Source organism: Pseudoalteromonas sp. NZS100_1, assembly GCF_015864285.1.
Classification (GTDB): domain Bacteria; phylum Pseudomonadota; class Gammaproteobacteria; order Enterobacterales; family Alteromonadaceae; genus Pseudoalteromonas; species Pseudoalteromonas arctica.
Map to the genome: position 1 here is coordinate 1 of NZ_JADYXN010000024.1, position 23,651 is coordinate 23,651.

At 39.1% G+C, this 23,651-nt stretch carries 21 protein-coding genes; 7 read left to right on the forward strand and 14 right to left on the reverse strand.

Annotation, left to right across the window (positions count from 1 at the left end; all coding sequences use genetic code 11):
• Positions 1–131: 131 nt before the first annotated feature.
• Both I6F66_RS15070 and I6F66_RS15075 read right to left on the reverse strand, forming a co-directional pair.
• Entirely contained in the window at positions 132–800 is a 669-nt protein-coding gene (locus I6F66_RS15070; RefSeq protein WP_165727732.1) for a DUF2987 domain-containing protein, read from the reverse strand.
• On the reverse strand, positions 793–1,599 hold the full coding sequence (locus I6F66_RS15075) for a glucosaminidase domain-containing protein (protein ID WP_007585309.1): 807 nt from the start codon (positions 1,597–1,599) through the stop codon (positions 793–795). Before I6F66_RS15075 ends, I6F66_RS15070 begins: the two co-directional genes overlap by 8 nt.
• A 248-nt stretch (positions 1,600–1,847) precedes the next feature.
• Between I6F66_RS15075 and I6F66_RS15080 the strand changes: the two genes are divergently transcribed.
• Positions 1,848–3,140 carry an anti-phage deoxyguanosine triphosphatase gene (locus I6F66_RS15080; RefSeq protein WP_197159533.1) on the forward strand — a complete coding sequence of 431 codons (1,293 nt, stop codon included), beginning with the start codon at positions 1,848–1,850 and terminating at the stop codon, positions 3,138–3,140.
• Positions 3,141–3,262: 122 nt separating this feature from the next.
• On the opposite strand, the gene I6F66_RS15085 is transcribed toward I6F66_RS15080, so the two are convergent.
• Positions 3,263–5,419: a prolyl oligopeptidase family protein gene (locus tag I6F66_RS15085; protein ID WP_197209442.1), complete on the reverse strand. Its 2,157-nt coding sequence runs from the start codon at positions 5,417–5,419 to the stop codon at positions 3,263–3,265.
• Between the two features lie 163 nt (positions 5,420–5,582).
• Here I6F66_RS15085 and I6F66_RS15090 point away from each other — a divergent pair, with 163 nt between their 5' ends.
• Positions 5,583–5,897, forward strand: a complete 315-nt coding sequence (locus tag I6F66_RS15090; protein ID WP_197209443.1) for a DUF962 domain-containing protein — start codon at positions 5,583–5,585, stop codon at positions 5,895–5,897.
• Between the two features lie 668 nt (positions 5,898–6,565).
• Complete coding sequence (locus I6F66_RS15095) at positions 6,566–9,148, forward strand: TonB-dependent siderophore receptor (RefSeq protein ID WP_197209444.1); 2,583 nt, start codon at positions 6,566–6,568, stop codon at positions 9,146–9,148.
• 81 nt (positions 9,149–9,229) lie between these two features.
• On the opposite strand, the gene I6F66_RS15100 is transcribed toward I6F66_RS15095, so the two are convergent.
• From I6F66_RS15100 to I6F66_RS15110, 3 genes are all read right to left on the reverse strand, one after another.
• Positions 9,230–10,231 carry a branched-chain amino acid aminotransferase gene (locus I6F66_RS15100; protein ID WP_272941825.1) on the reverse strand — a complete coding sequence of 334 codons (1,002 nt, stop codon included), beginning with the start codon at positions 10,229–10,231 and terminating at the stop codon, positions 9,230–9,232.
• Between the two features lie 200 nt (positions 10,232–10,431).
• Positions 10,432–11,484: an acyl-CoA desaturase gene (locus I6F66_RS15105; RefSeq protein WP_197209445.1), complete on the reverse strand. Its 1,053-nt coding sequence runs from the start codon at positions 11,482–11,484 to the stop codon at positions 10,432–10,434.
• Positions 11,481–12,524 (reverse strand): flavin reductase family protein, encoded by a 1,044-nt coding sequence (locus I6F66_RS15110; protein WP_197161073.1) that lies wholly within the window; start codon positions 12,522–12,524, stop codon positions 11,481–11,483. The genes I6F66_RS15105 and I6F66_RS15110 overlap by 4 nt, the downstream gene beginning before the upstream one ends.
• 226 nt (positions 12,525–12,750) lie before the next feature.
• Here I6F66_RS15110 and I6F66_RS15115 point away from each other — a divergent pair, with 226 nt between their 5' ends.
• The 3 genes from I6F66_RS15115 (at position 12,751) to I6F66_RS15125 (ending at position 15,150) form a co-directional block, all read left to right on the forward strand.
• The gene (locus I6F66_RS15115; RefSeq protein WP_166421668.1) at positions 12,751–12,930 is read left to right on the forward strand and encodes a DUF6435 family protein; all 180 of its coding nucleotides are present in this window, start codon (positions 12,751–12,753) and stop codon (positions 12,928–12,930) included.
• Between the two features lie 383 nt (positions 12,931–13,313).
• On the forward strand, positions 13,314–13,709 hold the full coding sequence (locus I6F66_RS15120) for a DUF3465 domain-containing protein (protein ID WP_166421669.1): 396 nt from the start codon (positions 13,314–13,316) through the stop codon (positions 13,707–13,709).
• 115 nt (positions 13,710–13,824) lie between these two features.
• Positions 13,825–15,150 carry an APC family permease gene (locus I6F66_RS15125; protein WP_197209446.1) on the forward strand — a complete coding sequence of 442 codons (1,326 nt, stop codon included), beginning with the start codon at positions 13,825–13,827 and terminating at the stop codon, positions 15,148–15,150.
• Between the two features lie 72 nt (positions 15,151–15,222).
• Here I6F66_RS15125 and I6F66_RS15130 read toward each other — a convergent pair whose 3' ends face one another.
• The 8 genes from I6F66_RS15130 to I6F66_RS22590 form a co-directional block, all read right to left on the reverse strand.
• Positions 15,223–15,816 carry a DUF2238 domain-containing protein gene (locus I6F66_RS15130; protein WP_165741497.1) on the reverse strand — a complete coding sequence of 198 codons (594 nt, stop codon included), beginning with the start codon at positions 15,814–15,816 and terminating at the stop codon, positions 15,223–15,225.
• Positions 15,817–15,877: 61 nt separating this feature from the next.
• Positions 15,878–16,669 (reverse strand): SDR family oxidoreductase, encoded by a 792-nt coding sequence (locus I6F66_RS15135; RefSeq protein WP_165741495.1) that lies wholly within the window; start codon positions 16,667–16,669, stop codon positions 15,878–15,880.
• Between the two features lie 60 nt (positions 16,670–16,729).
• Complete coding sequence (locus I6F66_RS15140) at positions 16,730–17,233, reverse strand: DUF962 domain-containing protein (RefSeq protein ID WP_165741493.1); 504 nt, start codon at positions 17,231–17,233, stop codon at positions 16,730–16,732.
• 84 nt (positions 17,234–17,317) lie between these two features.
• Entirely contained in the window at positions 17,318–17,725 is a 408-nt protein-coding gene (locus tag I6F66_RS15145; RefSeq protein WP_165741491.1) for a hypothetical protein, read from the reverse strand.
• Positions 17,726–17,803: 78 nt separating this feature from the next.
• Entirely contained in the window at positions 17,804–18,478 is a 675-nt protein-coding gene (locus I6F66_RS15150; RefSeq protein WP_165741490.1) for a Crp/Fnr family transcriptional regulator, read from the reverse strand.
• 3 nt (positions 18,479–18,481) lie between these two features.
• Positions 18,482–19,141: a hypothetical protein gene (locus I6F66_RS15155; RefSeq protein WP_231611891.1), complete on the reverse strand. Its 660-nt coding sequence runs from the start codon at positions 19,139–19,141 to the stop codon at positions 18,482–18,484.
• Positions 19,142–19,217: 76 nt separating this feature from the next.
• On the reverse strand, positions 19,218–19,754 hold the full coding sequence (locus tag I6F66_RS22585) for a hypothetical protein (protein ID WP_231611892.1): 537 nt from the start codon (positions 19,752–19,754) through the stop codon (positions 19,218–19,220).
• A gap of 45 nt (positions 19,755–19,799) precedes the next feature.
• Complete coding sequence (locus tag I6F66_RS22590) at positions 19,800–20,126, reverse strand: MBL fold metallo-hydrolase (RefSeq protein ID WP_231611893.1); 327 nt, start codon at positions 20,124–20,126, stop codon at positions 19,800–19,802.
• A gap of 483 nt (positions 20,127–20,609) precedes the next feature.
• Between I6F66_RS22590 and I6F66_RS15165 the strand changes: the two genes are divergently transcribed.
• Positions 20,610–23,576, forward strand: coding sequence for a TonB-dependent receptor (locus tag I6F66_RS15165; protein ID WP_197209447.1), 2,967 nt, complete (start codon positions 20,610–20,612; stop codon positions 23,574–23,576).
• Positions 23,577–23,651 lie beyond the last annotated feature (75 nt).

Below are 23,651 nucleotides of genomic sequence, written 5' to 3' on the forward strand. Positions count from 1 at the left end.
TTGTTCTATATTCACAAAAAAATCCGTAGTTAGTTTCCTAACTACGGATTTTGCATGATCGTTTGGATCGGTCAACCGGTCATTTTCTTAACTGATCGGCATTAGGCTAAATGCCGCTTTTTATATATGAGCTACTTAACAATCCAAGGCGTTACTTTAATAACGTTCGATATATCGCCAAGCACTGCGCTATCATCTTCCCAGCTATCTTCAACTGCAAAATAACACACTGACTTTTCACACGTTATATTTTCATCATCAAATTGCATTGGGCTTTTAAATGTAACTGCTACGCCCTTTTGCTCTGGTAATAAAAACCACATTAATTTACTTACAAAAAAGCCCGACAAATCAGTTAATAGTTCATCAAGTTCTTCGTTAATGGTATATAACGACTGCTTTGAAAATGCTAAACCTTCAAGTTCGTTTGCTTCTATTTGTAACTTTAATTGGCAATCGTGCACAGGATTGAGCGGCTCTACTACAATAACCGCTTTATCGGTATCAAGCTGCTTATCGAACGGCAATAGTAATTGTGCTTTATCGGTAAAGTTAAGTGGATACTCGTTTCTTTCGGTTAAAATAGTACCGCTTTTAATCGCACATGTTTCATTAGTACCAATATCACTAATGTAAAAGTTAACTCGCGCATATTGAAAATCGCCTTTGTTAACAACTTTTAAGCGGTCGTAAAAACCGTCATACGACATCACAAATTCTCTCGCATTTACATTAAATGCACTGATGCTCAGCAGCACTAACACAATAGCGTTGGTACAATTAAAAATGTATTTATTCATCAAAGTAGGCTCTATTTTGGCTAATCATCGTGTTTAACTCTTCTATATACGCTTCACCGCGCTCAGAGTAAGACATTAAACCATGTGTAAGTTCAGTCGCTAAAATTGGTTTTTGCTCAAGACGTAAGTTTTCACGTATTGCGCGCAAATCTTTATAAGCAGGATGCGTATTTATGTTTTTAAAGTAAGAGTTTATAGCAGCTCTTACCGATTTAAACGCAGCAACTTCGTGCGCAGCCCCGGTATTACGGCGTTTTGGCACCATGCCACAACCTTTTGTGTAGCACCACTGACCAAAAAAGTTAAGGCCAATACGCGCAAAACGCGAAGTGCCCCATGCAGATTCGTTTGCAGCTTGCATAAGCGCTAATTCTTTAGGAATTATATCAACACGGCGTAGTGCTTGCGTAAGTATTAGCGTATCAACTGTGGTTGGTAAGTCATACGACTTTAAAATTTTAGCAATATCTTTGTTTTGCTTTTTTTCTAAAGGTAATTCGTTTTGTAACATCATGCGTGCTATTTCGAGCTTAGCGCGTTGCTGTAATATTTTTTTATTTTCGGCTTCAACGTGCGGACGAATAAAGCTAAAAAATGCATGTTTTTTTTCTTTAACATCACTAAATTCTGAAAACTTTGGCAGTTTTACATTATGTAATGGTTTTTCTTTTTTCTTCACTTTTTTTGGTTGTTCTGACGTTTGCTCGTCTAAATCAACATCATCATTTTGTATAAACGGATATGCAAGCGCCCATACAAAAAACACGGTTAGTAAAAGCTTAAAAATCGTTTTTAACATGTATTCTCTCTTTGAAACAACAGCTATGCATGGTTAATACACAAGCATACGAAGGCGCATTATACCTAAGCCACTTTATAAACGCGAATAACTGGGGTTTGATGACCTTTTACGGTTGAATTTTCAGCAGTGTATTTGAATTTTAGATAAAACAGAGCCTATGTAGTGCATTTGTTCATTCGCAATTTATAAGTCCATGGGTATACTGGGCAAAGTTTAATAATATTAACTATGTGTGAGTAAGCAGTATGAATAAACAATGGCAAAGCCGAATAATAGAGCAATATAAACATCGTCCTAACGATAACCGCTCGCCGTGGCAGGTCGATCGTTCGCGTATTATTCATGCAGCTGCATTTAGGCGTTTGCAAGCTAAAACCCAAATTATGGGCATTGGCCTAAACGACTTTTACCGCACTCGCCTTACCCACTCTTTAGAAGTATCGCAAATTGGTACTGGCATATTGCGCCACTTAAAAGCGCAACATAGCGACTTTACGCACTTTCCATCAACCGGACTGCTAGAAACACTGTGTTTGGCGCACGATATTGGCCATCCACCTTTTGGCCATGGTGGCGAAATAGCGCTAAATTACATGATGCGCGATCACGGTGGTTTTGAAGGTAACGCACAAACACTGCGCATAGTTGCAAAACTTGAGCCCTACAGTAACGGGCACGGTATGAACCTAACTCGTCGTACTTTATTAGGTTTTATAAAATACCCCGCGTTTATTAATACGCTATGGCATACCATTCCCAACGATACAACCGGTCGTGCATTTATAAAAGCAGATGATTGGCGACCTGCCAAAGGGTTGTACAACGACGATGCAGCCATATTTAATTGGATAGTAGAACCACTGAGTCAAAACGATAAAACGTTGCTGGGTAACCATGCCGCTATTGATAAGTACCGCGCTAAAACAACGTATAAATCGCTCGATAGCGCCATAATGGAACATGCCGACGATATAGCATACGCCGTACACGACTTAGAAGATGCCATTGCAACCCATGTACTTACGCTAGACGATTGGCAAACTCATGCTCTACCTCATTTAAAAGCACTAAACTTTGACTGGTTAAACACCATGCTTGAGTCGCTCACGAAGCGTTTGTTTTCAAAAAATGATTATGAGCGAAAAGATGCCATAGGTGAGCTGGTTAATACCTTTATTATTCATATACATTTAGATATTCAAAACGATAACTTTGAATGCCCTATTTTAAAGTACACCGCTAAATTAGATGCCCAATACGACAGTGTATTGCAAATACTTAAGCATTTTGTGTTTCAACGTTTAATACGCGACCCCGAAATGCAGCAAATAGAGTTTAAAGGTCAAAACTTACTAATAGAGTTATTTACCGCGTTTGCTAGCGATCCGCTGCGTTTATTACCCGAAACAACACAAGCACAATACATAGAAGCACAAAAGCAAAACCAAGGTATGCGTATAATTTGCGATTACTTAAGCGGAATGACCGACGAGTACGCTTATAAAACGTATCAACGATTGTTTTCACCTATGCAATAGCTAACTACTAACTACTAACTACTAACTACTAACTACTAACAAACATTAAAAAGGCCGAGTAAATTAAATTTACTCGGCCTTTTTGCTCAGCTATTAAAGTTAGCTATTTTGTTAAAGCGCTTTTATAACGACTCTACGCCCATGTTATATAGCGTAAAACCAAATATATCAGCGTACTGCTCAATTGTTTTACTCGTTGGAGTACCTGCACCATGCCCCGCATTGGTTTCTATGCGAATAAGCGTTGGATTATTACCTGTTTGCTTTGCTTGAAGCTCAGCGGCAAACTTAAACGAATGCGAAGGGACAACGCGGTCATCATGATCGCCAGTTGTAATCATAGTGGCTGGATACTCAACACCTGCTTTTACATTATGAAGTGGTGAATAACCTTTAATGTATTCAAACATTTCTTTGCTTTGCTCACTGGTACCGTAGTCGTATGCCCAACCAGCGCCGGCAGTAAATGTATGGTAGCGCAGCATATCAAGTACACCTACAGCAGGTAGTGCCACCTGAAATAAGTCTGGGCGCTGTGTCATTACTGCGCCAACTAACAAACCACCGTTAGATCCACCGCGAAGTGCTAAACGCTTTTTAGACGTGTACTTTTTATCTTTTAAATACTCAGCAGCCGCAATAAAGTCGTCAAACACATTTTGCTTTTGCAATTTAGTGCCGGCATTGTGCCAGTCTTTACCGTACTCACCACCACCGCGAATATTAGCAACGGCGTACACACCACCTTGCTCAAGCCATACTGCATTAACCGGGCTAAAGCTTGGCGTTAAACTAATATTAAAACCACCGTAACCGTATAAAATTGTAGGGTTTGAACCATCAAGCTTAATGCCTGTTTTATAGGTAATTACCATCGGTATTTTAGTGCCGTCTTTTGATGTGTAAAACACTTGCTCAGACGTGTAATCATCACTATTAAAATCAATAGCCGACTTACGATAAACACCCGATTCACCCGTAGTTACATCAAACGTATAAGTAGTACCTGGTGTTTTGTAGTTAGTGAACGAATAATAAAGCGTTGTTTGATCTTTTTTACCGCCAAAACCACGTGCAGTACCCACGCCTGGTAATGTAATTTCGCGAATTAGCTCGCCTTTTTTGTTGTATTGTTTTACCTGCGAAATCGCATCAACCATGTAGTTGGCAAAAAAGGTATCGCCGCCTTTTGTAAGGTTTAGTACGTTTTTGGTTTCAGGAATTAAATCAACCCAATTTTCAGGGCTTGGGTTACTTGCATCAACCGTGACTACTTTTTTGTTTGGTGCATTAAGGTTAGTAACTAAAAACAGCTTGCTGCCTTCGTTATCAATAACTGATGTATCTGAATCAGTATTTCCCACAACCGTTACAAACTCACTGTTTTCTTTTGTTAGATCTTTTATAAACAGTTTATTGCCTGAGGTAGACGTACTAGCTGAAATAAGTAAGTAATGGCCGTCATGGGTTACATCAGCGCCTACATAGCGATGTTTTTGCTCATCAGTTTCACCAAATACAACACGGTCAGCAGACTGAGCAGTACCTAGCTTATGGTAATACGCTTTATGCTGATCTGTTTTAGCCGAAAGCTCACTGCCTTTAGGTTTTTCGTAACTTGAATAATAAAAACCTTCGTTGCCTAACCAATCAATGCCACTAAATTTAACGTCAACAAGCGCTTCTTCAACTTGCTCTTTAGTATGTGCATCAATAACTATAATTTTACGCCAATCGCTGCCACCTTCAGATATTTGATATGCGAGCAATGACCCATCTTTTGAAAACGATAAACCCGACATAGATGTCGTACCATCGTCACTAAACTTGTTTGGATCTAAAAATACTTCAACGTCGCCGCCATCTTTACTGCGGTACAAAACATATTGATTTTGCAGGCCATCGTTTTTATAAAAATAGGTGTAATCGCCTTCAGTAAAAGGAGCGCCTATTTTTTCGTAATTCATTAGTTTTTCAAGGCGCTGCTTTAACTTATCGCGATAAGGGATTTGTTCTAAATAAGAAAACGTTAAATTGTTTTGCGTTTTAACCCAATCGGCAGTTTCTCTGCTCATATCATCTTCAAGCCAACGATATGGGTCGCTAACGGCTTCTTCAAAGTAGGTGTCTACGACATCGCCTTTTTTTGTTTCTGGGTATATAACTGCGTTAACTTGCTTCATAGGTGCTTTTACTTCTTCTTGAGTTACCGTATTAGTTGGCTCTGAACAGCCGCTAAGCGCTACAATTACAGCACACGCTAGAGTATGTTTAAACATCCTGAGTTCCATTCTTATTTATTAATAGTGCGACTAAGTTATTAACTTTTAGCCCTTTTGTCTATTTAGATGCGTTAAGCGTCATTAATCGCTGTAAACAAATGTAAACTTACGCTTTAATAGCACTACCCTCATAAAATAAAAAACAATAAAAGAGCACACAATGCAAAGTACAAACCCCACATTTAAAAGCTTTAAAGCCTTCTACCCTTATTATTTAAAAGAGCACCGCAATGTGATTTGCCGTCGCTTACATTTTATAGGAAGTACACTTGTTCTTGCTGTAAGCGCAATAGCATTATTAAAACAACACTACAGTTTATTGTGGCTGTTACCTGTTATTGGATATGGGTTTGCGTGGATTGGGCATTTCTTTTTTGAAAAAAATCGCCCAGCTACTTTTAAACACCCTTTTTACAGTTTATGGGGAGATTGGGTAATGTTTAAAGATATGCTTGTTGGAAAAATTAAATTTTAACACTATTTTTAGCATTCTTTTTTATACCAATTACTTATAAAAACAAAATTGCTTCATGCTTTAAAGTATAGGTTCTAATAAGTAGTACATAATTTATGGTACACCCATTAAATGTTAATTTAGTTAACATTTAATGGGTGTACTTTTATTTTACATTTTTAAAAATATTTATAGATCAACAGCTATTTATTGCCAGCCCAATAAAAATGGTCCCTACCCATAATTAATTTAAACCATCCATCTCATCTTACCAGTTAATTAAACGTTAAATTTAACTTTTAAATATAATTCATTATCCATCAATTACTTAGCAATTACCTTCGCTATATAACTAAAACAATGATCATTATAAAAAACAACCAAATGTAATTATAAAAACCCTTAAATTAATTGAATGTTATTCAATTGACTGACTTTGTTAATTAAGTATATGTTCAAGGTAACAAAGAGGTTTATACCAATCCGCTTAATTAAGTGATCTATTTTGAGGATGGAAAAACGTGTTGATAGCTAGGCAAAAAATTCGCTATTTAGTTGCTCTAAATGAGAATTTTTTAACGCAGGTAACGGCACGTTTAGCCCCTAAAAATGATTAAGTATTATTGCGGGTTGGTATTAATCTTTTTGTACAAAACTAAAATAATTCAATGGGTATGGGGAAATACAGCATGAATAGAAAACCGTTATTTAAATTACAGCAATCGGTACCACAAATATTACTCGCAATGAGCGCGTCTGCTGCACTACTTGGTTCGCTCTGCGTAAATGCTGCAGAGCAAGACACTAAAGCAGAAGAAAACATCGAACAAATAAGCGTAATCGGCTCTCGCCGATTAGGCCGTACAGTAGAAGACAGCGCAGTACCCATCGATATAATTGGTGCAGATGCACTTAAAAACTCAGGCTTTACTGAAACGAATGCCCTGCTTAGCAGTTTATTACCCAGCTTTAACTTCCCACAAGCATCACTTACTGATGGCAGCGACCATGTACGTCCCGCTCAGCTTCGTGGCTTAGCACCCGATCACACCTTAGTGCTTGTTAATGGTAAGCGCCGCCACAGCAACGCATTACTTAACTTAAATGGCTCAACGGGTCGTGGTTCATCATCGGTTGACTTAAATGCGATACCTGCAAATGCTATTGCCCGTATTGAAGTATTACGCGATGGTGCAGCAGCGCAATATGGCTCTGACGCTATAGCTGGTGTTATTAATATTGTACTTAAAAGTGCCAGCAGCGGTGGTTCAGTTGCGGCTATATATGGTGCTAACGTAACCGAAATGGACGGTGTACCACAGCTAAAATCAGTATCTGAAGGCAGTGATGGTAATTTAGCATTTACCGAAGGGGGCGATCGCTCTTTAACCGATGGTCAAACATTAACGCTGCAAGGTAATATGGGTTTTGAGCTTGGCGATAATGGCTTTTTAAACATCTCAACAGAATACCGCGACCGCCATTCAACTAACCGCTCAGACTACGACCAACGTGAAAACTACGCACGCATAGATGACGGATCAGTAGATGGCGCGCTTGACCCACGTGAACTTACCGTAAATCGATATAACCATAACTTTGGTAATGGCGATGTTGAAGATTTTTCAATGTTTTATAACGCAGGTTACCAGTTAACAAACGAAGTCGACTTATATTCGTTTGGCTCTTACAGCAAACGTGAAGGCGAAGGCGGCGGGTTTTATCGCCGTGCAAGCGATAGCCGTAATATAGAAGAAGTATACCCTGATGGCTTTTTACCTGTTATTACCTCAGATATAGATGACTTTTCACTGGCACTTGGCGCTAAAGGTTTTGTAAGTGAATGGAATTACGATGTATCGGCCGTATATGGTCAAGATGCATTTGAGTTTGGTGTTATAAATAGCTTAAATACCTCATATGGCCCTACTAGCCAAACAAGCTTTGATGCAGGAACACTTACCTACGATCAACTTACTTTAAACGTTGATTTTAGCCGCGAGGTAGACGTCAGCTTTTTAGAAAGCTCTGTAAACGTAGCTGTAGGTGCTGAGTATCGCCGCGAAGGATACCAAATAGATGCAGGCGAAGAAGCATCATATGCACAAGGTACATTTGGCCCAGGAGGCGCAGTAACCGACCCAATTGATGGCCCATTTGGCGCAGCGGGCGCACAAGTATTCCCGGGGTTTACACCCGAATCTGAGGGCGACAATAGCCGCCACAACGTGAGCTTGTATATAGACCTTGAAACCTACCTAACCGACGATTGGAATTTAGCGGTTGCCGCCCGTTATGAAGATTACTCGGACTTTGGCGATACACTTAACGGTAAAATTGCAACTCGTTATTCATTAACTGAAGACCTAGCACTACGCGCCTCAGTATCTACTGGTTTTAGAGCACCTTCTTTGCAGCAGCAATACTTTACCTCAGTAGCCACCGTATTTGTTGATGGCGAACCAACCGAAACTGGTACGTTCGCACCAAGCAGCGATGTAGCAAAAGCACTGGGCTCACCAGGTCTTGATGCTGAAGAAGCAACAAACTACGGCGTTGGTTTTACATGGTCTACCGACTTTAATTTCAGCTTATCGGTTGATTACTACCAAATATTAATTGATGACCGCATTGTGCTATCAAACAACTTATCGGGCGCTGCTATTGAGCAACTTCTTGAAGGTACAGGCGCTAACCAAGGTCGTTTCTTCTTAAACGCAATTGACAGTAAAACCCGTGGTGTTGATGTTGTAGCTTCTTATAATGTAGCAACCGATGGTTACGGCGATGTTGCCTTTAACTTAGGTTATAACTACGGTAAAAATGAAGTTACCGATATAATTGACCCACCAGCAGAGCTACAAGGTGCAGGGTTCGATCAAGACAACTTATTCTCTGGTAACGAACTGCGTCGTTTTGAAGTAAGCACACCGCGTAATAAGTACAACTTAAGCGCAACATGGACTAACGACGACATACGTACCACGCTTAGAACAACACGTTACGGCGAAACTCAAGACCCTTCAGATATCCCAGAACGTAACGAAGTGCTAAAGCCTAAATGGATAACCGACTTAGATGTAGCCTACTCGCTTAGCGAAACCGTATCGCTGAGCTTAGGGGCTAATAACATTTTTGATGTTTACCCAGATGCAACCCGTGAAAATGTTGACGATGTAACCACCTTCTCACGTTTATTTGCTTACTCTAGCTTCTCGCCGTATGGATTTAACGGACGCTACGTGTACGGTAAAATAGAAATGAAGTTCTAATAAGCACAGCTTAAAGTAACCAAACACACAAAAGCCACCGATTAGGTGGCTTTTTAATGCGAGTTGCTATTAAATCTATAATTAGATTTTAGTTAACCAGCCGTGCTTGTCTTCACTTTTACCCCATTGAATATCGTTCAATGCTTGGCGAAGGCGCGCAGTCGTTGGGCCTGGCTCGCCAGTACCTACTTTGTATTCTTTATCGTTATGAATAAATGTACCCACAGCAGTTAGTACAGCTGCAGTGCCCGAAAGCGCCGCTTCAGTACCTGGTTTAGCAGCACGCTCTAGTAGCTCAGTAACGCTAAAGTTACGCTCGCTTACCGTCATACCTAAATCTTTGGCTATGGTTAAAATACTATTACGCGTTACACCATGTAAAAACGTGCTATCGAGCGCTTTAGTAATAATTTCGTTGCCATCAATAAGTATAAAGTTAGCAGCACCGGTTTCTTGTACGTCGCCACCTGGGCAAAATAAAATTTGATCTGCTTGGTACTTTATACGTGCAGCACTAATAGGTGCTAGTGCACTGGCGTAGTTACCACCACTTTTTACCATACCCATGTGCGGAGCGCAGCGCATACCATCTTCTTCAAGCAATACACGCAGTGCAGTTGCACCACCGGCAAAGTAATCACCTACTGGCGATAGTAACGTGTATAAAAGCGAGCTCATTGATGGCGCAGCTGCTTTACCAATTGCCGCCTCAGTACCAATGTGCGTTGGGCGAATATACATGGAGCCCGGCGGTAATGGCGTTTCATCTGCGTATTCGCGCATAATATCGATAATCATCGTTTTTAGCATATCACTGTCAAAACTCGGTAAGCTTAATAGCGCTGAGCTTTGTTGCATGCGTGCAATATTTGCATCCATTCTAAAAAGATAAACAGAACCATCTTCATGGCGAAAGGCTTTTAAGCCTTCAAAACATGTACTTGAATAATGAAGAACGTGCGCACCAGCATGAAGTTCAAGTTTATCGGAAGGGACAATTGAGCTCTCGCTCCATTTATTATCAGAAAAACGAGCTTGAATCATCTGCGGCATAAACACGGTACCAAATGCGGCCATTTTAATCTCTCTTGTGTGGTCTATTTTCCTCCATTGTATGACAATCACACGCTATTTAACCATAGCTAAAGTAAGGCTTTTTTAATTAACTATGAGAAATTTTTGCAAGTGCTGTTTACTAATCAACCGTATTGAGTGCAATAAACAAAAAAATCGGTCAGTGTAGTTACACAGACCGATTTTTTCATTCGTTAATTAAAACATGTTTATTTAAACGAATATTTAATAATACGTTTTAACACCGACGTATACTGTCTAAAAAAACCACCTGTATGATAATCAATACCGTGTTTTTTCAAAACAGCTTGTACTTGAGGCGCTACTTCTTGATAGCGCGAAGACGGCATATCAGGAAATAAATGATGCTCTATTTGACAGCTCAAATGCCCTGTTAAAACATGAAACCAATGCGGCCCTTTAATATTAGACGAACCCAGTACTTGGCGGTAATACCACTGCCCTTGGGTTTCGTTTACGCAGTCTTCTTGTTTAAAAGTTTGCGTTTCTTCAGTAAAGTGACCACAAAATATTATGGTCGATGTCCATAAATTACGGATTAAGTTAGCTACTAAATTACCGACCAATACCCATAAAAATAAAGGCCCTGCAAGTAACGGAAATATCGCATAATCTTTAATTAATTGGCGAGCGCCTTTACTAAAAAAGCGCTGCTTTAATGTAGAGTGTGATACAAGCCCTTCGCGGTTTTCTTTCTTTTTACCAATAAAAACACGCTCTGCAGCCAACTCGTGATACGACACGCCCCACTGAAATAACACACTTAAATTAATATACGTAAAAAACTGCCATACATTTTTAAAACGCCATTTAAAATCATCGCTTAAACGCAACAAGCCATAACCAAAGTCTCTGTCTTTACCAATAATATTAGTATACGTATGGTGTTCAAAATTATGAACGCGGTGCCAACTTTGCCCGTCGCACGCTATGTCCCACTCATAATGCTGTGAGTTAAGTTGCTTGTCGTTCATCCAATCGTATTGACCATGCATTACATTGTGGCCAATTTCCATATTGTCTAAAATTTTAGCAAGCGCTAATAACAATACACCTGCAACCCACAATAAGGGCTGAATAAAACCAAGCATGAGTAAAATTCGCCCGCTCCATTCACACATTCGCTGTTTGCGTACAACAGAGCGAATGTAGTCAGCATCTTGTTGACCTACTTTGCCAAGGGTGTCCATTTTAATGGCATCTAGCTCGCTTGCGAGCATGTCATAATTAATGTTTTTCATAATTGTAACTCCAAATCACTAACAGGTTGGCTTACGCAAAGTTGTATTAACTGCTCGCCGTTGTCACTCAATTCACCTGTTTTTAAATTACGTACCACGCCTGACTTTTTAATACATTGGCATTGATGGCAAATACCAATGCCGCAACCACGTTTAACCGGCAATTGTTTTGCTTCAAACTGAGGTAGTAAAACATCGTTGCCCGATACAACATGGGCACTGGCGTTAATTTTTACATTAAATTGGCTGTCGTCGTTTAAGCTAGGCAGCGCCAAACCAAAGGCTTCTTGGTAGTAATTTAGCTTATGCGTTTTAGCAAAATCGCTCACCGTTTGCATAAATTGCGCTGGGCCACAGCAGTAAATATCTGGGTTTTCCCACGGCTTAATATTGCTGGTTATATCGCTTGATTGCTCACGCGTTAATAATAAAAACGAAAAATGCTCAAATTGCGCCGCAAACTTACTCAGCTCATCAACACATTGATGCTCAGTGGCTTTTGCGTAATACACTAACGACACTTTTTGAGTAGTTTGGCTTAAGTAATCATCAAGCATAGCCAGCATAGGTGTTATACCCGACCCACCCGCAACAAAAGTAGCCGGTGTATGCGTGTTTTTAAATACAAAGTCGCCGGTTGGCGCAGAAATATTGCACCACAAACCCGCCTTTAATGCGCTACTGAGTAAGCCTGTAAAGCGCCCTTGCGCATTTGTTTTGATTAGTAAACGCACCAAACCTGTATTTTTAAATTGTTGAGCGCTTGAGGCCACGGTAAACACGCGTGTTAATAATCGCCCATTAATTTCAAGCGTTAAACTTATATGCTGCCCTGACGTATGTGCCTGCCAATGTTTACTTGGCTTAAGTTGCACACTTAAAAAGCCGCCATCAAGCACCGTCGTATTAACTACTTGCGCTCTAAACTGCCCTGCACGCCATGCAGGTTTAAACACCTGCATTATTGGCTCTATGTAGCCTGCAAAACTTTGATGGTGTAAAAACCATTTTGAAAATTGGTTTAATACTTTAATTATCATCACTATTAATCTCTTGGATCGTAAAATACTTAACGTTTGAACTTACACGTGTACGCTCAAACTTCAGCGCACAAGTGTACGCTGAAATTTTTAGTTTTCAACCCCAATAGAGTAATTATTCAATTTTTAGGTGCCAACTAATTTATATTTTTAAGAATCGATTTTCTTCGTTGCATCGTATGTATACTGATTAAGTAAATATATTAAAGTAATTAAGAGAGTCACCATGTTTTCGATATTTAAGTCAGATCCAACAAAAAAATTACGCAAAGAGTACGACGCAAAATTAGAACAAGGTATGCAAGCACAGCGTAAAGGCGATATTAAGAGTTACGCCATGTTAAGCGCCGAAGCCGAAAAAATTTGGAGTGAAATAGAAGTTCTTGAGGCTAAAAAAGCTAAATAAATGCATATGTCAAAACGTATTCGCCTTGCTTTAAAAGCCGGTGGATACGTTTAGAAAATTAAATCTCAAACTCCCCTTCCCTCTTTCAGGACGTCTTTAGTACTTTCTAATTATCCTCAAGTAAAACAACAAAAAACTTATTTTATCACTCGTATAAATACCTATTTACAATAATGTTTTTAAGTGGAATTATTGAACAATGTAATCTAAGCCGTTTTGGGGGTATAACGCCTTAACGTTGGATTTAATAAGCTGTTATGAATATATTGGAAGCCTCTACAGATAACCTCCATTAAAAATGGATATTTTTATCTGTATGCTGTTTGTACTTCAAATATTTCAGTCACTTTAGTGGCATTATAGAACTAAGGAAGGTTTAGTGTATGCGTAAGTTATTAATATATATTTTACTCGGTTTTACTTTTTTACACTGGTCAAATTTTGCAAATGCTACATCCCTGAATGAAGCATACAAAAATCATCAAAGTAACGTTCAAGTACAGGGCTCTGGAATCGTTATTCGTATATTAAACGACGATAATAATGGCTCGCGTCATCAAAAGTTTATTCTTAAATTAAGTACAGGCATTACTATTTTAATTGCACATAATATTGATCTTGCGCCAAGAATTAATTTGCTTTCAAAAGGTGATACTGTTCAATTTTATGGTGAGTATGAGTGGAATAAAAAGGGGGGCGTAGTACATTGGACTCATAAAGATCCCAATGGATATCATGTTGGTGGTTGGTTAAAGCACAAAGGTAAAATATACCAATAGCTTTATAATAAATCGATTCAGGCGAGGCCATGTTCTTTCCTCCGTTTAGTAAGACTCACTGCTTTTCGAATCTGATTTATTTCTTAATAGTGAGCTATATAAAAAGGCAGTAATAATGATACAAAAAATAGAGCAACCAGCAGAAAAGAAAGCATTTGGTTTATGGAGTGCGATATTTTTGGGTATTGGCTCAATGGTTGGCGCTGGTATTTTTATCGTTATTGGAGAAGCGGGTGTAATTGCGGGAAATTTAGTTACTATGTCTTTTGCAATTGCAGCAATTATCGCGTTATTTTGTGGCTATTCATTAAGTAAACTTGCTGTTCGCTACCCTAGCCGAGGTGGGATTGTTGAATATCTTATTCACGGTTATGGCGAAGGTGTATTTTCTGGTGCTCTTGGGGTGCTCTTTTATTTTGCTCAATTAGTAGCAATAGCTGCTGTATGCAAATCTTTTGGAACCTATGCCGCGACCTACTTTCCAAAAGAGGATACTCATTTATTCATTAATATTTTTTCAGTTAGTGTGTTGTCTTTTTTCGTTATCGTAAATTTTATTGGTGCGTCAATTGTCGCCAAAGCTGAAAACCTTATTGTGGTTATTAAACTATTCGCTTTAATTATTTTTACCGTATTAGCATTGTTTTACATTCAACCCGCACGATTATCGTTAACTCATGCACCCGATACTTTAAATGTTTTTTATGCCTTAGGTTTAACATTTTTTGCCTTTCAAGGGTTTAGCGTAATTACCAATAGTGTTGAAGATATGCAAAGCCCAGAAAAAACTATGCTAAAAGCCATGGTTATTGCAATTTTACTTGTTACTGTTCTTTATATAGCTGTTTCTATTGCTGTGTTTGGTAATTTATCATTGGCAACTATTCTGCAAGATAAGGATTATGCTTTAGCTGAAGCTGTTCGCCCTGCATTAGGCGAATGGGGATTCAAGATTATAGCCATTACAGCCTTACTTGCCACCGCATCAGCGATCAATGCCACATTATATGCTGTTACACAAATTGGTTATACGTTAGCAAAGGAAGGTAGCTTGCCTAAACAATATGAATATCATGTTTTTAATAATACAGAAGGGTTATTAATCTCAGCAATTCTTATTGTGCCAATGATTTTATTATTAGATTTAAGTCAAATTGCCAGTATAGCGGCTATCTCTGTATTATTGATCCAAGGTTTTACTCACACCGGTCACTTATTTAAAGTTAAAGAAACTAAAGCGAAAATATCCTGTGTTATTGCGGCTGTTGTCGGATCTTTTGGCGCAGCACTTTTTGCCATTGCGTATTCATCTAAAGCAATGCCTCATATTGTTTATTACATTCTTTCAATTTTCTTTATCGCATTTATATTCGAAGTTATTATGCGTTTATACACAAATAGAGTAATACAAAAGCAAACTGCGTCTCAGATCAAAAAATAAAAATAACACGCCCTAGAGCACACCTATCTCAAGTTTTAATCTATATTTGTATAGATGTTTCTATAAGCGTTTTTATAAATAATCTTTAACGTTTTTTAGCTGTTTATCATGTACTTTTGAAAGCACTAACAATGAGCAAATAGCCCCAAATAACGCCAGTCCCATATCTGATTGGGTATCCCACACGTAACCTTGCGTGCCTAAAAACGCTTCTGCGTCTTCGCCGCTTAATACTGCAACCCACCACTCTATTAATTCGTAAAACGCGCTAAATGCTAAACATACCGAAATAACAAAGGTGATTAACCAGCCTCGACCATTTACTACTTTTTTGCGTAGCAAAATTTCGCGTGCTAGCAGTGCAGGTACAAACCCTTGAAAAAAGTGCCCTACTTTGTCGTAGTTATTACGCTCGCTACCAAATAGGTTATCAAACAATGGGACTTCGGCGTAGGTGTAATGCCCGCCAATCATCAGCACAATGCAATGCGCTAAAATAAAGGTGTATAAAATAGGGGTAAGTTTAAAGTGGCTATAAGTGCTTGCTAGCAGCACTAAACCAATAATTGCGGGAATAACTTCAAGCAGCCATGTAAATTGATCTTTTGGGTTAATACCAGACCAAATTAATACAATAAAAAATAGGCTCAGCCATAAATACTTCATTTAGAATCCTTTTCTAAATTGATCAAATTTACGGCATTTTACGCCTTTGAAATAAACGATGCTACCTATAGTTTGTTTTTGCGGTAATGCGATTAAACAAAGTAGGAAAAAAGCGTTTAATTGTAGGCGCCCAACCACTTAAACCTTTACCCACAATCACTTCGTCTTTTTTATTACTAATGGCGTTAATCATTTTTTTAGCAGCTACGCTTACATCCATGCCATTTTCTATCGACTCTTCTGGTTTATTTTGCGCTATGCCTTGCTCGTTTAACGAGTTATGCGCAATTGCTGTTTTAATAGATCCTGGGCAAATTGTTAAACAATGAATATTATGTTCCGCTACTTCTGCACGTAGGCAATCCATAAAGCCAACAACCGCATATTTAGAACCCGAATATCCCGTTCTAAATTTTGAACCTACTTTACCCGCCACACTACTAATAGACACAATTGAGCCACTGCGCCTTGCCACCATAGTAGGCAATATAGCTTTAGTAAGTGCAATTAAGCCAAAGTAATTAACCTCCATTAATTGGCGATACACGTTAAAGTCGTTTTCTAAAAATAAACTGCGCTGCGATACCCCGCCGTTATTAATTAAAATATCAATTGCAGGAAGCTCGCTCATTTGCGCAGTTATTGTGCTTAGTACCTGCTCTGGCTGGGCTAAATCAAGCGGCACAACTAAGTGCCCTTCGCCTTTAAGCATTGCTTTTAAATCGTTTAGTTTATCTACATTGCGCGCCGATAAAATAACGCGCGCTCCAAGCTCGGCAAATTGTATAGCAAGCTCTTTACCAATACCTGACGATGCCCCGGTGATCCACACGGTTTTATTATTATATTGCATGCGTTATCTGCCCTTTTATTGTTATTTATTAGGTTTTATAAAGGTACTTAGTAAAGTATTTTACGCCTTTGTAGGGCCTGCTATTGCGTTAACTTCGTTTTCTAATGTTTTATAAAAACCCATTAAAAAGAGGAGCTCAACAGTTACGTACAAAGGGCCAATAATTAAACCAATTAGGTCATCTACAAACGCCGGTTTTTTACCTTCGTAATAGTGCCCAATAAACTGCAGTACCCAACCAAATACAAAAATACCTACGCCAATACTCAACCAAGGCCAAAAAGCCATTGCTGCAATGGGCTGAGCAGCAACAAGGAGTAAAGTAAATATTACGGCCATAATAAAGCCAAGCGAAAAGCTCAACATAAAATAATAAACCACAGAGGCAAGTACAAACAGCTGTGCACCATCAATTACTACACTTCCAAGGGGTATTTGAATACGCGCAAGTAAACACAGTGCTGCAAATACAATGAGCGGAATACCAATAAAGTGCGTTAGTACATTGCGTTTAGAGCGATGATATAAACCATATTTACCAAGCTGCTGTTGAAGTGTTTTCATTGTTTTGCCTTTATTTTTATATATAAAACTTACTTTAGCAAAAGTAGACACAACAACAATGTCAGGTATCCGACATTTTGTAAATTAAACAAATGCAGAAATTATTTTACCCGGCTCATACTCACCTTGCATATCCGTTCGCTCGCGCCCTTTTTGATACTCTTGCTCAAGCATTTTTTGAAGTTCCTCTATTTTATCAGCAATTGCGCTAGGGTCTGCGCCCTCACTTTGCTGTTCTTTAATGAGCTCTTCTATTGTCGCTTTTAGCTCGTCTATTTTGTTTTTGTTTACACCTAAACGCTGATAAACCAACGCTTCTTGAGCACCTTCTAAAAACGTTGGTTCTTTAGGGGCTGAGGTAATGCCTTTAACATCATTTGTTTTTTCGTTAGGGAGCGGATTAGTTGCCGCAACTTCGCTTGAACTTGCCGCTTTATTTACTGTAGGAGAGTTATAGTTACTGTATTGATTTTTAAAGGTTATTGTTGTCATTAGCTCAAATCCATTATTGCCTCACGTGTTATGTAGCAATTTTGGTTCCAACTAATTCACTTTAATTAAAGTGTTTTTTTAAGCTTTTTCAGCGCATGCCTGTAATTTTTGTTTATCTAAAATAGTAATACGTTGATACCCCAAGCTAATAGCTTGTAGGCTAGCGAGTTGTTGCAGTATTTGATTAATAGTTTGGCGCGTTAGGTAGGTCATATCAGCAAGTTGCTGCTGAGATAAAACAAGCGGTGTTAAGTGCTCTGTATGTTCGCTTAGCATTAAAAGCCGGTTACATACTTTTTGCTCAGCGCTTAACAGGGCATGATCTTCCATTGAGGTAAACATTAGGCGTAACTTTTGTGCCAATAATAAACCAAACTCTTGCCAATATTGTGGCTGTTCATTTAAAAGCTGTTCAAGCTCGCGTTGGGGAACGTAAAAAAGCACAACGTCAGTTTGTGCATATACGTCATGAGTACGCAGGCCACCATCAAACAAGGTAACTTCGCCAAACCACAGTGATGAATCAATAAAGCTCAATACGGCTTCTTTGCCTTCGTTACTTACGCCACTAATACGCACTACGCCGCTAAGCACTGCATAAATTCCATCGTGCTTATCACCTCGCAAAAATAATGATTGCTGAGCTTTTAGCGAGAGCGTTTTGCCCTGCGTTAATAAAAAGCTTTTTAAATAAGCGCTACGGTTTTTAAACCAATGCCCTTGCTCTATAACGTTTTGCTGCTGTGGAGTCATTATTTACTGCATTTGCTTATTAAATGGCTGTTTTTCGATAACCAATTTTTTAGGGAAATTTAAATCGGTTGCTATAACAAAATCATCGTAAGGATCATTACCCGAAAACAGCTCAGTTATTAATGTATCGTTTTTATAAACATTAACGGTTACACCGCTGCCCATACCGCCTGAGTTAATAATATAATAATGATATTCGCCGTTACTAAAAAATAAAATACTCTCGCCAATACGCCCTACTTGCCTGTAGTAACTACCAAATGGAGCATCCGGTGTTGCTTCTTTTTCAAGCCCTATGTCATTAACTCTACCAAATCGATAACTAAGCGATGAGTCATCTTTTGCAACACAAATAGAAAGCACTTTATCGGTAGGTTCTAACTTGTAGGCTGTACTTTCATCTGGGTTACGCACAACTTTATGCATTTTTGCGTTAATGTAAGCTGCTTCATTACTTTTACAATGTGTTGCCAGCATACCGACCACTAAAGCGGGTTCGTTTGTTTGAGCTGCTGAAGGCGTGTTTACTTTGAGATCAGAGGGTAAGTTACTTACATTATTATTTAGCTGAGGGCTATCTTGCATTGCCATACTTTGGTCGTCACAACCAAACAGTGCAAACAAGAAGAAAGAATAAAAGCTCGCTAAAAATTTAATGCGCATAATAAAATCCATCTATGAGAGAGCCTTTAAAATAGCGATAAAACTAGCGACCCGCAACACTCTTATGCGCAATACTTTATAAGTTTATTTTTAAACCATCTTCTGCAAAAACTACGTTACTTTTTAGTGATTTAATTAACGATTTTTTAAACAATTGCTGATTTTTTAATGACCGATTCATAAAATGAGATAGAACCGCCGTTTTAGGTGCAGCCTCAATTAGTACCTTAGTGATTTGACTTGGGGTAATGTGTAAATTTTTAGCCCCGTCTGATGCGTTTTCATCAATTGCGTTGTGCATAACCACTACATCGGCATTTTTAGCAAAGTCAGTAAATGTGCCGAACTTGTCGGTCATGTCGCCTGCAAACACAAGTTCGCATCCTGCTACACTCACTTTCCACGCTAAAGCCGGAATAGGTCCATGGTTAACTGTCATTGCATTAACAGCCAAATCACTTTGTAGTGATTGTTTAAATTCATTTTGTTTTGTTGATGCAACAGAACGAATATCTAATTTGTAGTTTTCATTACCTTCTACGTAATCACTTAAGTATCTAAATGCGCCCTGCTTACCTAGTAACGCTTGTGCATATTCATTAGTAGAAGCCATTACACGGTTGCCCTGGGGGCCAAATATCGCAAGTGTTTTATCGCGTTATGTAAAGTAACTGCCTTTTATAAAACTAGGTAAATCGCCAGCATGATCAGTGTGTAAATGGCTTAATAAAATGGCATCAACATCACTAAATTTTGCACCTGCTTTATCAAACCCAATACTGGCACCAGAGCCTACGTCAACTAACACTCTGGCTTTATTTTCGTGCCAAATAAGGTAACTTGTTGATGCGCGACCATCGTTAAGCTCAGGGCCGCCCGAGCCTAAAATTTGCAAACTTACATCACTACATTGCTGCGCGCCAATACTACTAAACGACGCCATAATTAAAGCGGTTGCAGCTAATCCTTGTTTTACATTGCTCATAATTATTAATACCTATAAATAGTGTTTTAAGTTGAGTCTATGGCTGAGTGTAATAAGTAATTTAAGTTTTGTCCTAGTTGAGTGACCAACGGCCTACTTATTAATTTTAGCCCTTACTAAAAGCTGATTTAAACACCTTATTAAAGTGTTTAAATAACTAAATGAATCAATAACCGGTTTTCTTATAATAAAATGTTGTTACACAACTATTTAAAACGGTTTTTTATAACCACCTGTAATTTATAATTTAAATAAAATTAAATATAAAAAACATACATTTTAAAAACAATTTAGTCTCATTTTATTAAAACAATAGTTGACCCTATTTAAAATTTAAACTAGCATTTCTGGAAGCGCTTCCACAAAGCTCAGTTAAATGAATTTTTCTGGAAGCGCTTCCATACATTTGACAATGTTTATAATTACACAATAACAGCCCCATACAGCTGTTAATAATAATGATAAAAGTGCGAGGGAAACCGAATGTCCAACCATATTGTAAGAAAAACAAAGATAGCGACCAGCCTATCTCTGATTTTAGGCGCATCAATCTCTTTACCTGTATATGCACAAGAAGCAAATACAGATGTTGAAGTAATTCAAGTTACTGGTTTTAAAAGTAGTATTAAAGAGTCAACTCGATTAAAACGCGACGCCGCAGGTGTTGTAGATGCTATATCAGCTGAAGATATTGGTAAATTCCCCGATACCAACTTAGCCGAGTCGCTACAGCGTATTACGGGTGTGTCGATTGATCGTTCAAATGGTGAAGGCTCTAAAGTAACGGTTCGTGGTTTTGGTCCCGACTACAATATGGTAACCCTAAACGGTCGAACTATGCCGGCAGCTTCATTGCCTTCAGGCGGTGGTACACCAAGCTCTCGTGCTTTTGACTTTGCAAACTTAGCGTCTGATAGCGTTAAGTCGGTTGAAGTATATAAAACAGGTAAAGCAAGTATTGCATCTGGTGGTATTGGCGCAACAATTAATATAAATACCGCTCGCCCGCTCGACAATCCAGGCTTTGTTTCAAGCATTGGCGTAAAAGCATTACACGACTCAACAAACCGCGTTGGTGATGACATAACACCTGAGCTTTCGGGCTTAATTAGCTGGACCGACAGTGAAGCTAAATTTGGTGCCTCGTTAACTGCAAGCATGCAACAGCGCGATAGCTCATCAACAGGTGCGTTTGTAAATCAATGGAATACATCTGCTTTTGACGGCACAATCCCACAAGCAGCAGATGATATTGTTTTAACTAATGCACCCGCTGCTGGCCAGCTTTATTCAATGCCATCAGATTTGCGCTACACCATTGCCGACAGAGAACGTACTCGTACAAACGCACAATTAACGCTGCAGTACAGCCCTATTGACGATTTAACAGCCACGCTTGATTACACGTATTCTAAACAAGATTTGTTCGAAGCCCGTGCTGAGCAATCAATATGGATGGATAACTACAAAAGCGCGCTAACATTTGACGATAACACAGTAAAAACCCCTATTTACTACCGAGAAGAACGTCGCGATCAGCAAACACGCGATTTAGGTTTAGCGTTTCAAGAGCTAAACCAAGTTAACCAAAACGACTCTATTGGTTTAAACGTTGAATACTATTTCAACTCAGAATTGAGCTTTATGTTTGATGCGCACAATTCAAAAGCCACTAGCAAACCAGATGCACCTTACGGCAGCTGGGTAAACGCAGGTTTGGGCGCAAACGTAGTTAACGCACAAGAAGTTGATTTTAGCCGTGAGCTTCCATCAATGAGTATCGATTTTGATGATTGCCGCCGAGACAACTTAAATTGCAATAACACATTAGATGCCTCTGATGTGGGTACGTCTATTTTAGATTCTAACTTTGCTCGCCAAGAGTCTGAAATCACAGAATTTAGAATCCATGGTAAATACGAAATTGAAAACGGCGCAATTGACTTTGGTATAGAGTCTCGCTCTATGGAAAGCCATTCACTGCAATCACTTACACGTAATACAATGGGTAACTGGGGTATCGAAAACCCAGGCGAACTACCTGATGGCTACCTAAACCCAACAAACTTTTTAGCTGAGTTTGACGACTACGATACATCGGGCTCGTTCAACCAAGGTTATACCGGCAGCGCATCGCAAATTGGTTACTGGGCAGGTGAAGAATACGGCTTTAACTTTGCAGCCGATGGCGCATTTGCAACTAACCGCACCATTGAAGAAGATATAACCGCAGCGTTTGTGCAATTTACTTACAACGGCTACATTGGCGATATGCCATACAACATTGTTATTGGCGCACGCCAAGAGTCTACTGACATTACCTCAACGGCTAATATCGATTTACCTAACGCAGTAGCATGGGAAGGTAATAACGACTTTAATGTTCGCTTTGGCTCAGATAAAGAAGATTTCACGCTTAAATCTAGCTACGATCACTTTTTACCAAGCTTTGACTTTGACATAGAAGTAATCGAAAACGTAAAAGCGCGTTTTTCTTATAGCACAACAATTGCTCGCCCAACTTACGACAACTTAAGTTCAGCAGCGACTGTTGGTGTACCAGGCGCCCCTACTCTTTTAGCGGGTTCTTCACCGGCTACAGCGTCAACGGGTAATCCGGGTTTAGTGCCGCTTGAATCAGATAATATTGATGTATCGGCTGAGTGGTACTTTGCAGAAACAAGTTATGTGTCGGTAGGTTATTACACTAAAGACATCGAAAACTTTATTGGTTTAACACCCATGACGCAAAACTACTACGGATTACGCGATGCAACAGCGGGCCCTCGCGCTCAAGCAGCCATTGCTGAGCTAGAATCTCGCGGACTTGCAGTAACCGATTCAAACTTATTTCAAATGGTTGCCGCAACAGAAAACAACGTTGATTTTGACTCTATGACCTACGAAGAGTTTGAAGCCGCCTACGATGTAATTGCTAACAGCGATGACCCATTACTAGAATTTACAGCGCAAGTACCTACCAACAATAAAAATGCCACCATTGATGGTTTTGAAGTTGCCTTTCAGCACTTTTTTGGTGAAAGCGGTTTTGGTGTTCAAGCAAACTACACCACAGTTAATGGCGACATAGACTTTGATGTAAACGCTGACCCTACTACAACACAATTTGCACTAGTGGGTTTAAGCGATACAGCTAACTTTATAGCAATGTACGAAAACGATGATTTTCAAGCACGTATTGCTTACAACTGGCGTGATAAGTTTTTAAATAGCGCAGCTCGATACGTAAATGAGCCAGGCTTTACTGAAGAATATTATCAAATCGACTTTAATGTTGCGTACAACTACAGCGAGCAACTATCGTTTTTTGTTGAAGGCCTTAATATTACTGAACAAAACAGCCGCGAACATGGCCGTACGTCAGTTCAATTGTGGAACCTACAACAGCTAGGCGCACGTTACAATATTGGTATGCGTTACAACTTCTAAAGGTAATACAAAGTAAAGCCGTTAGTTTTTACTAGCGGCTTTTTTGTATTTAAAACAATATTAATGCTAGTTTAA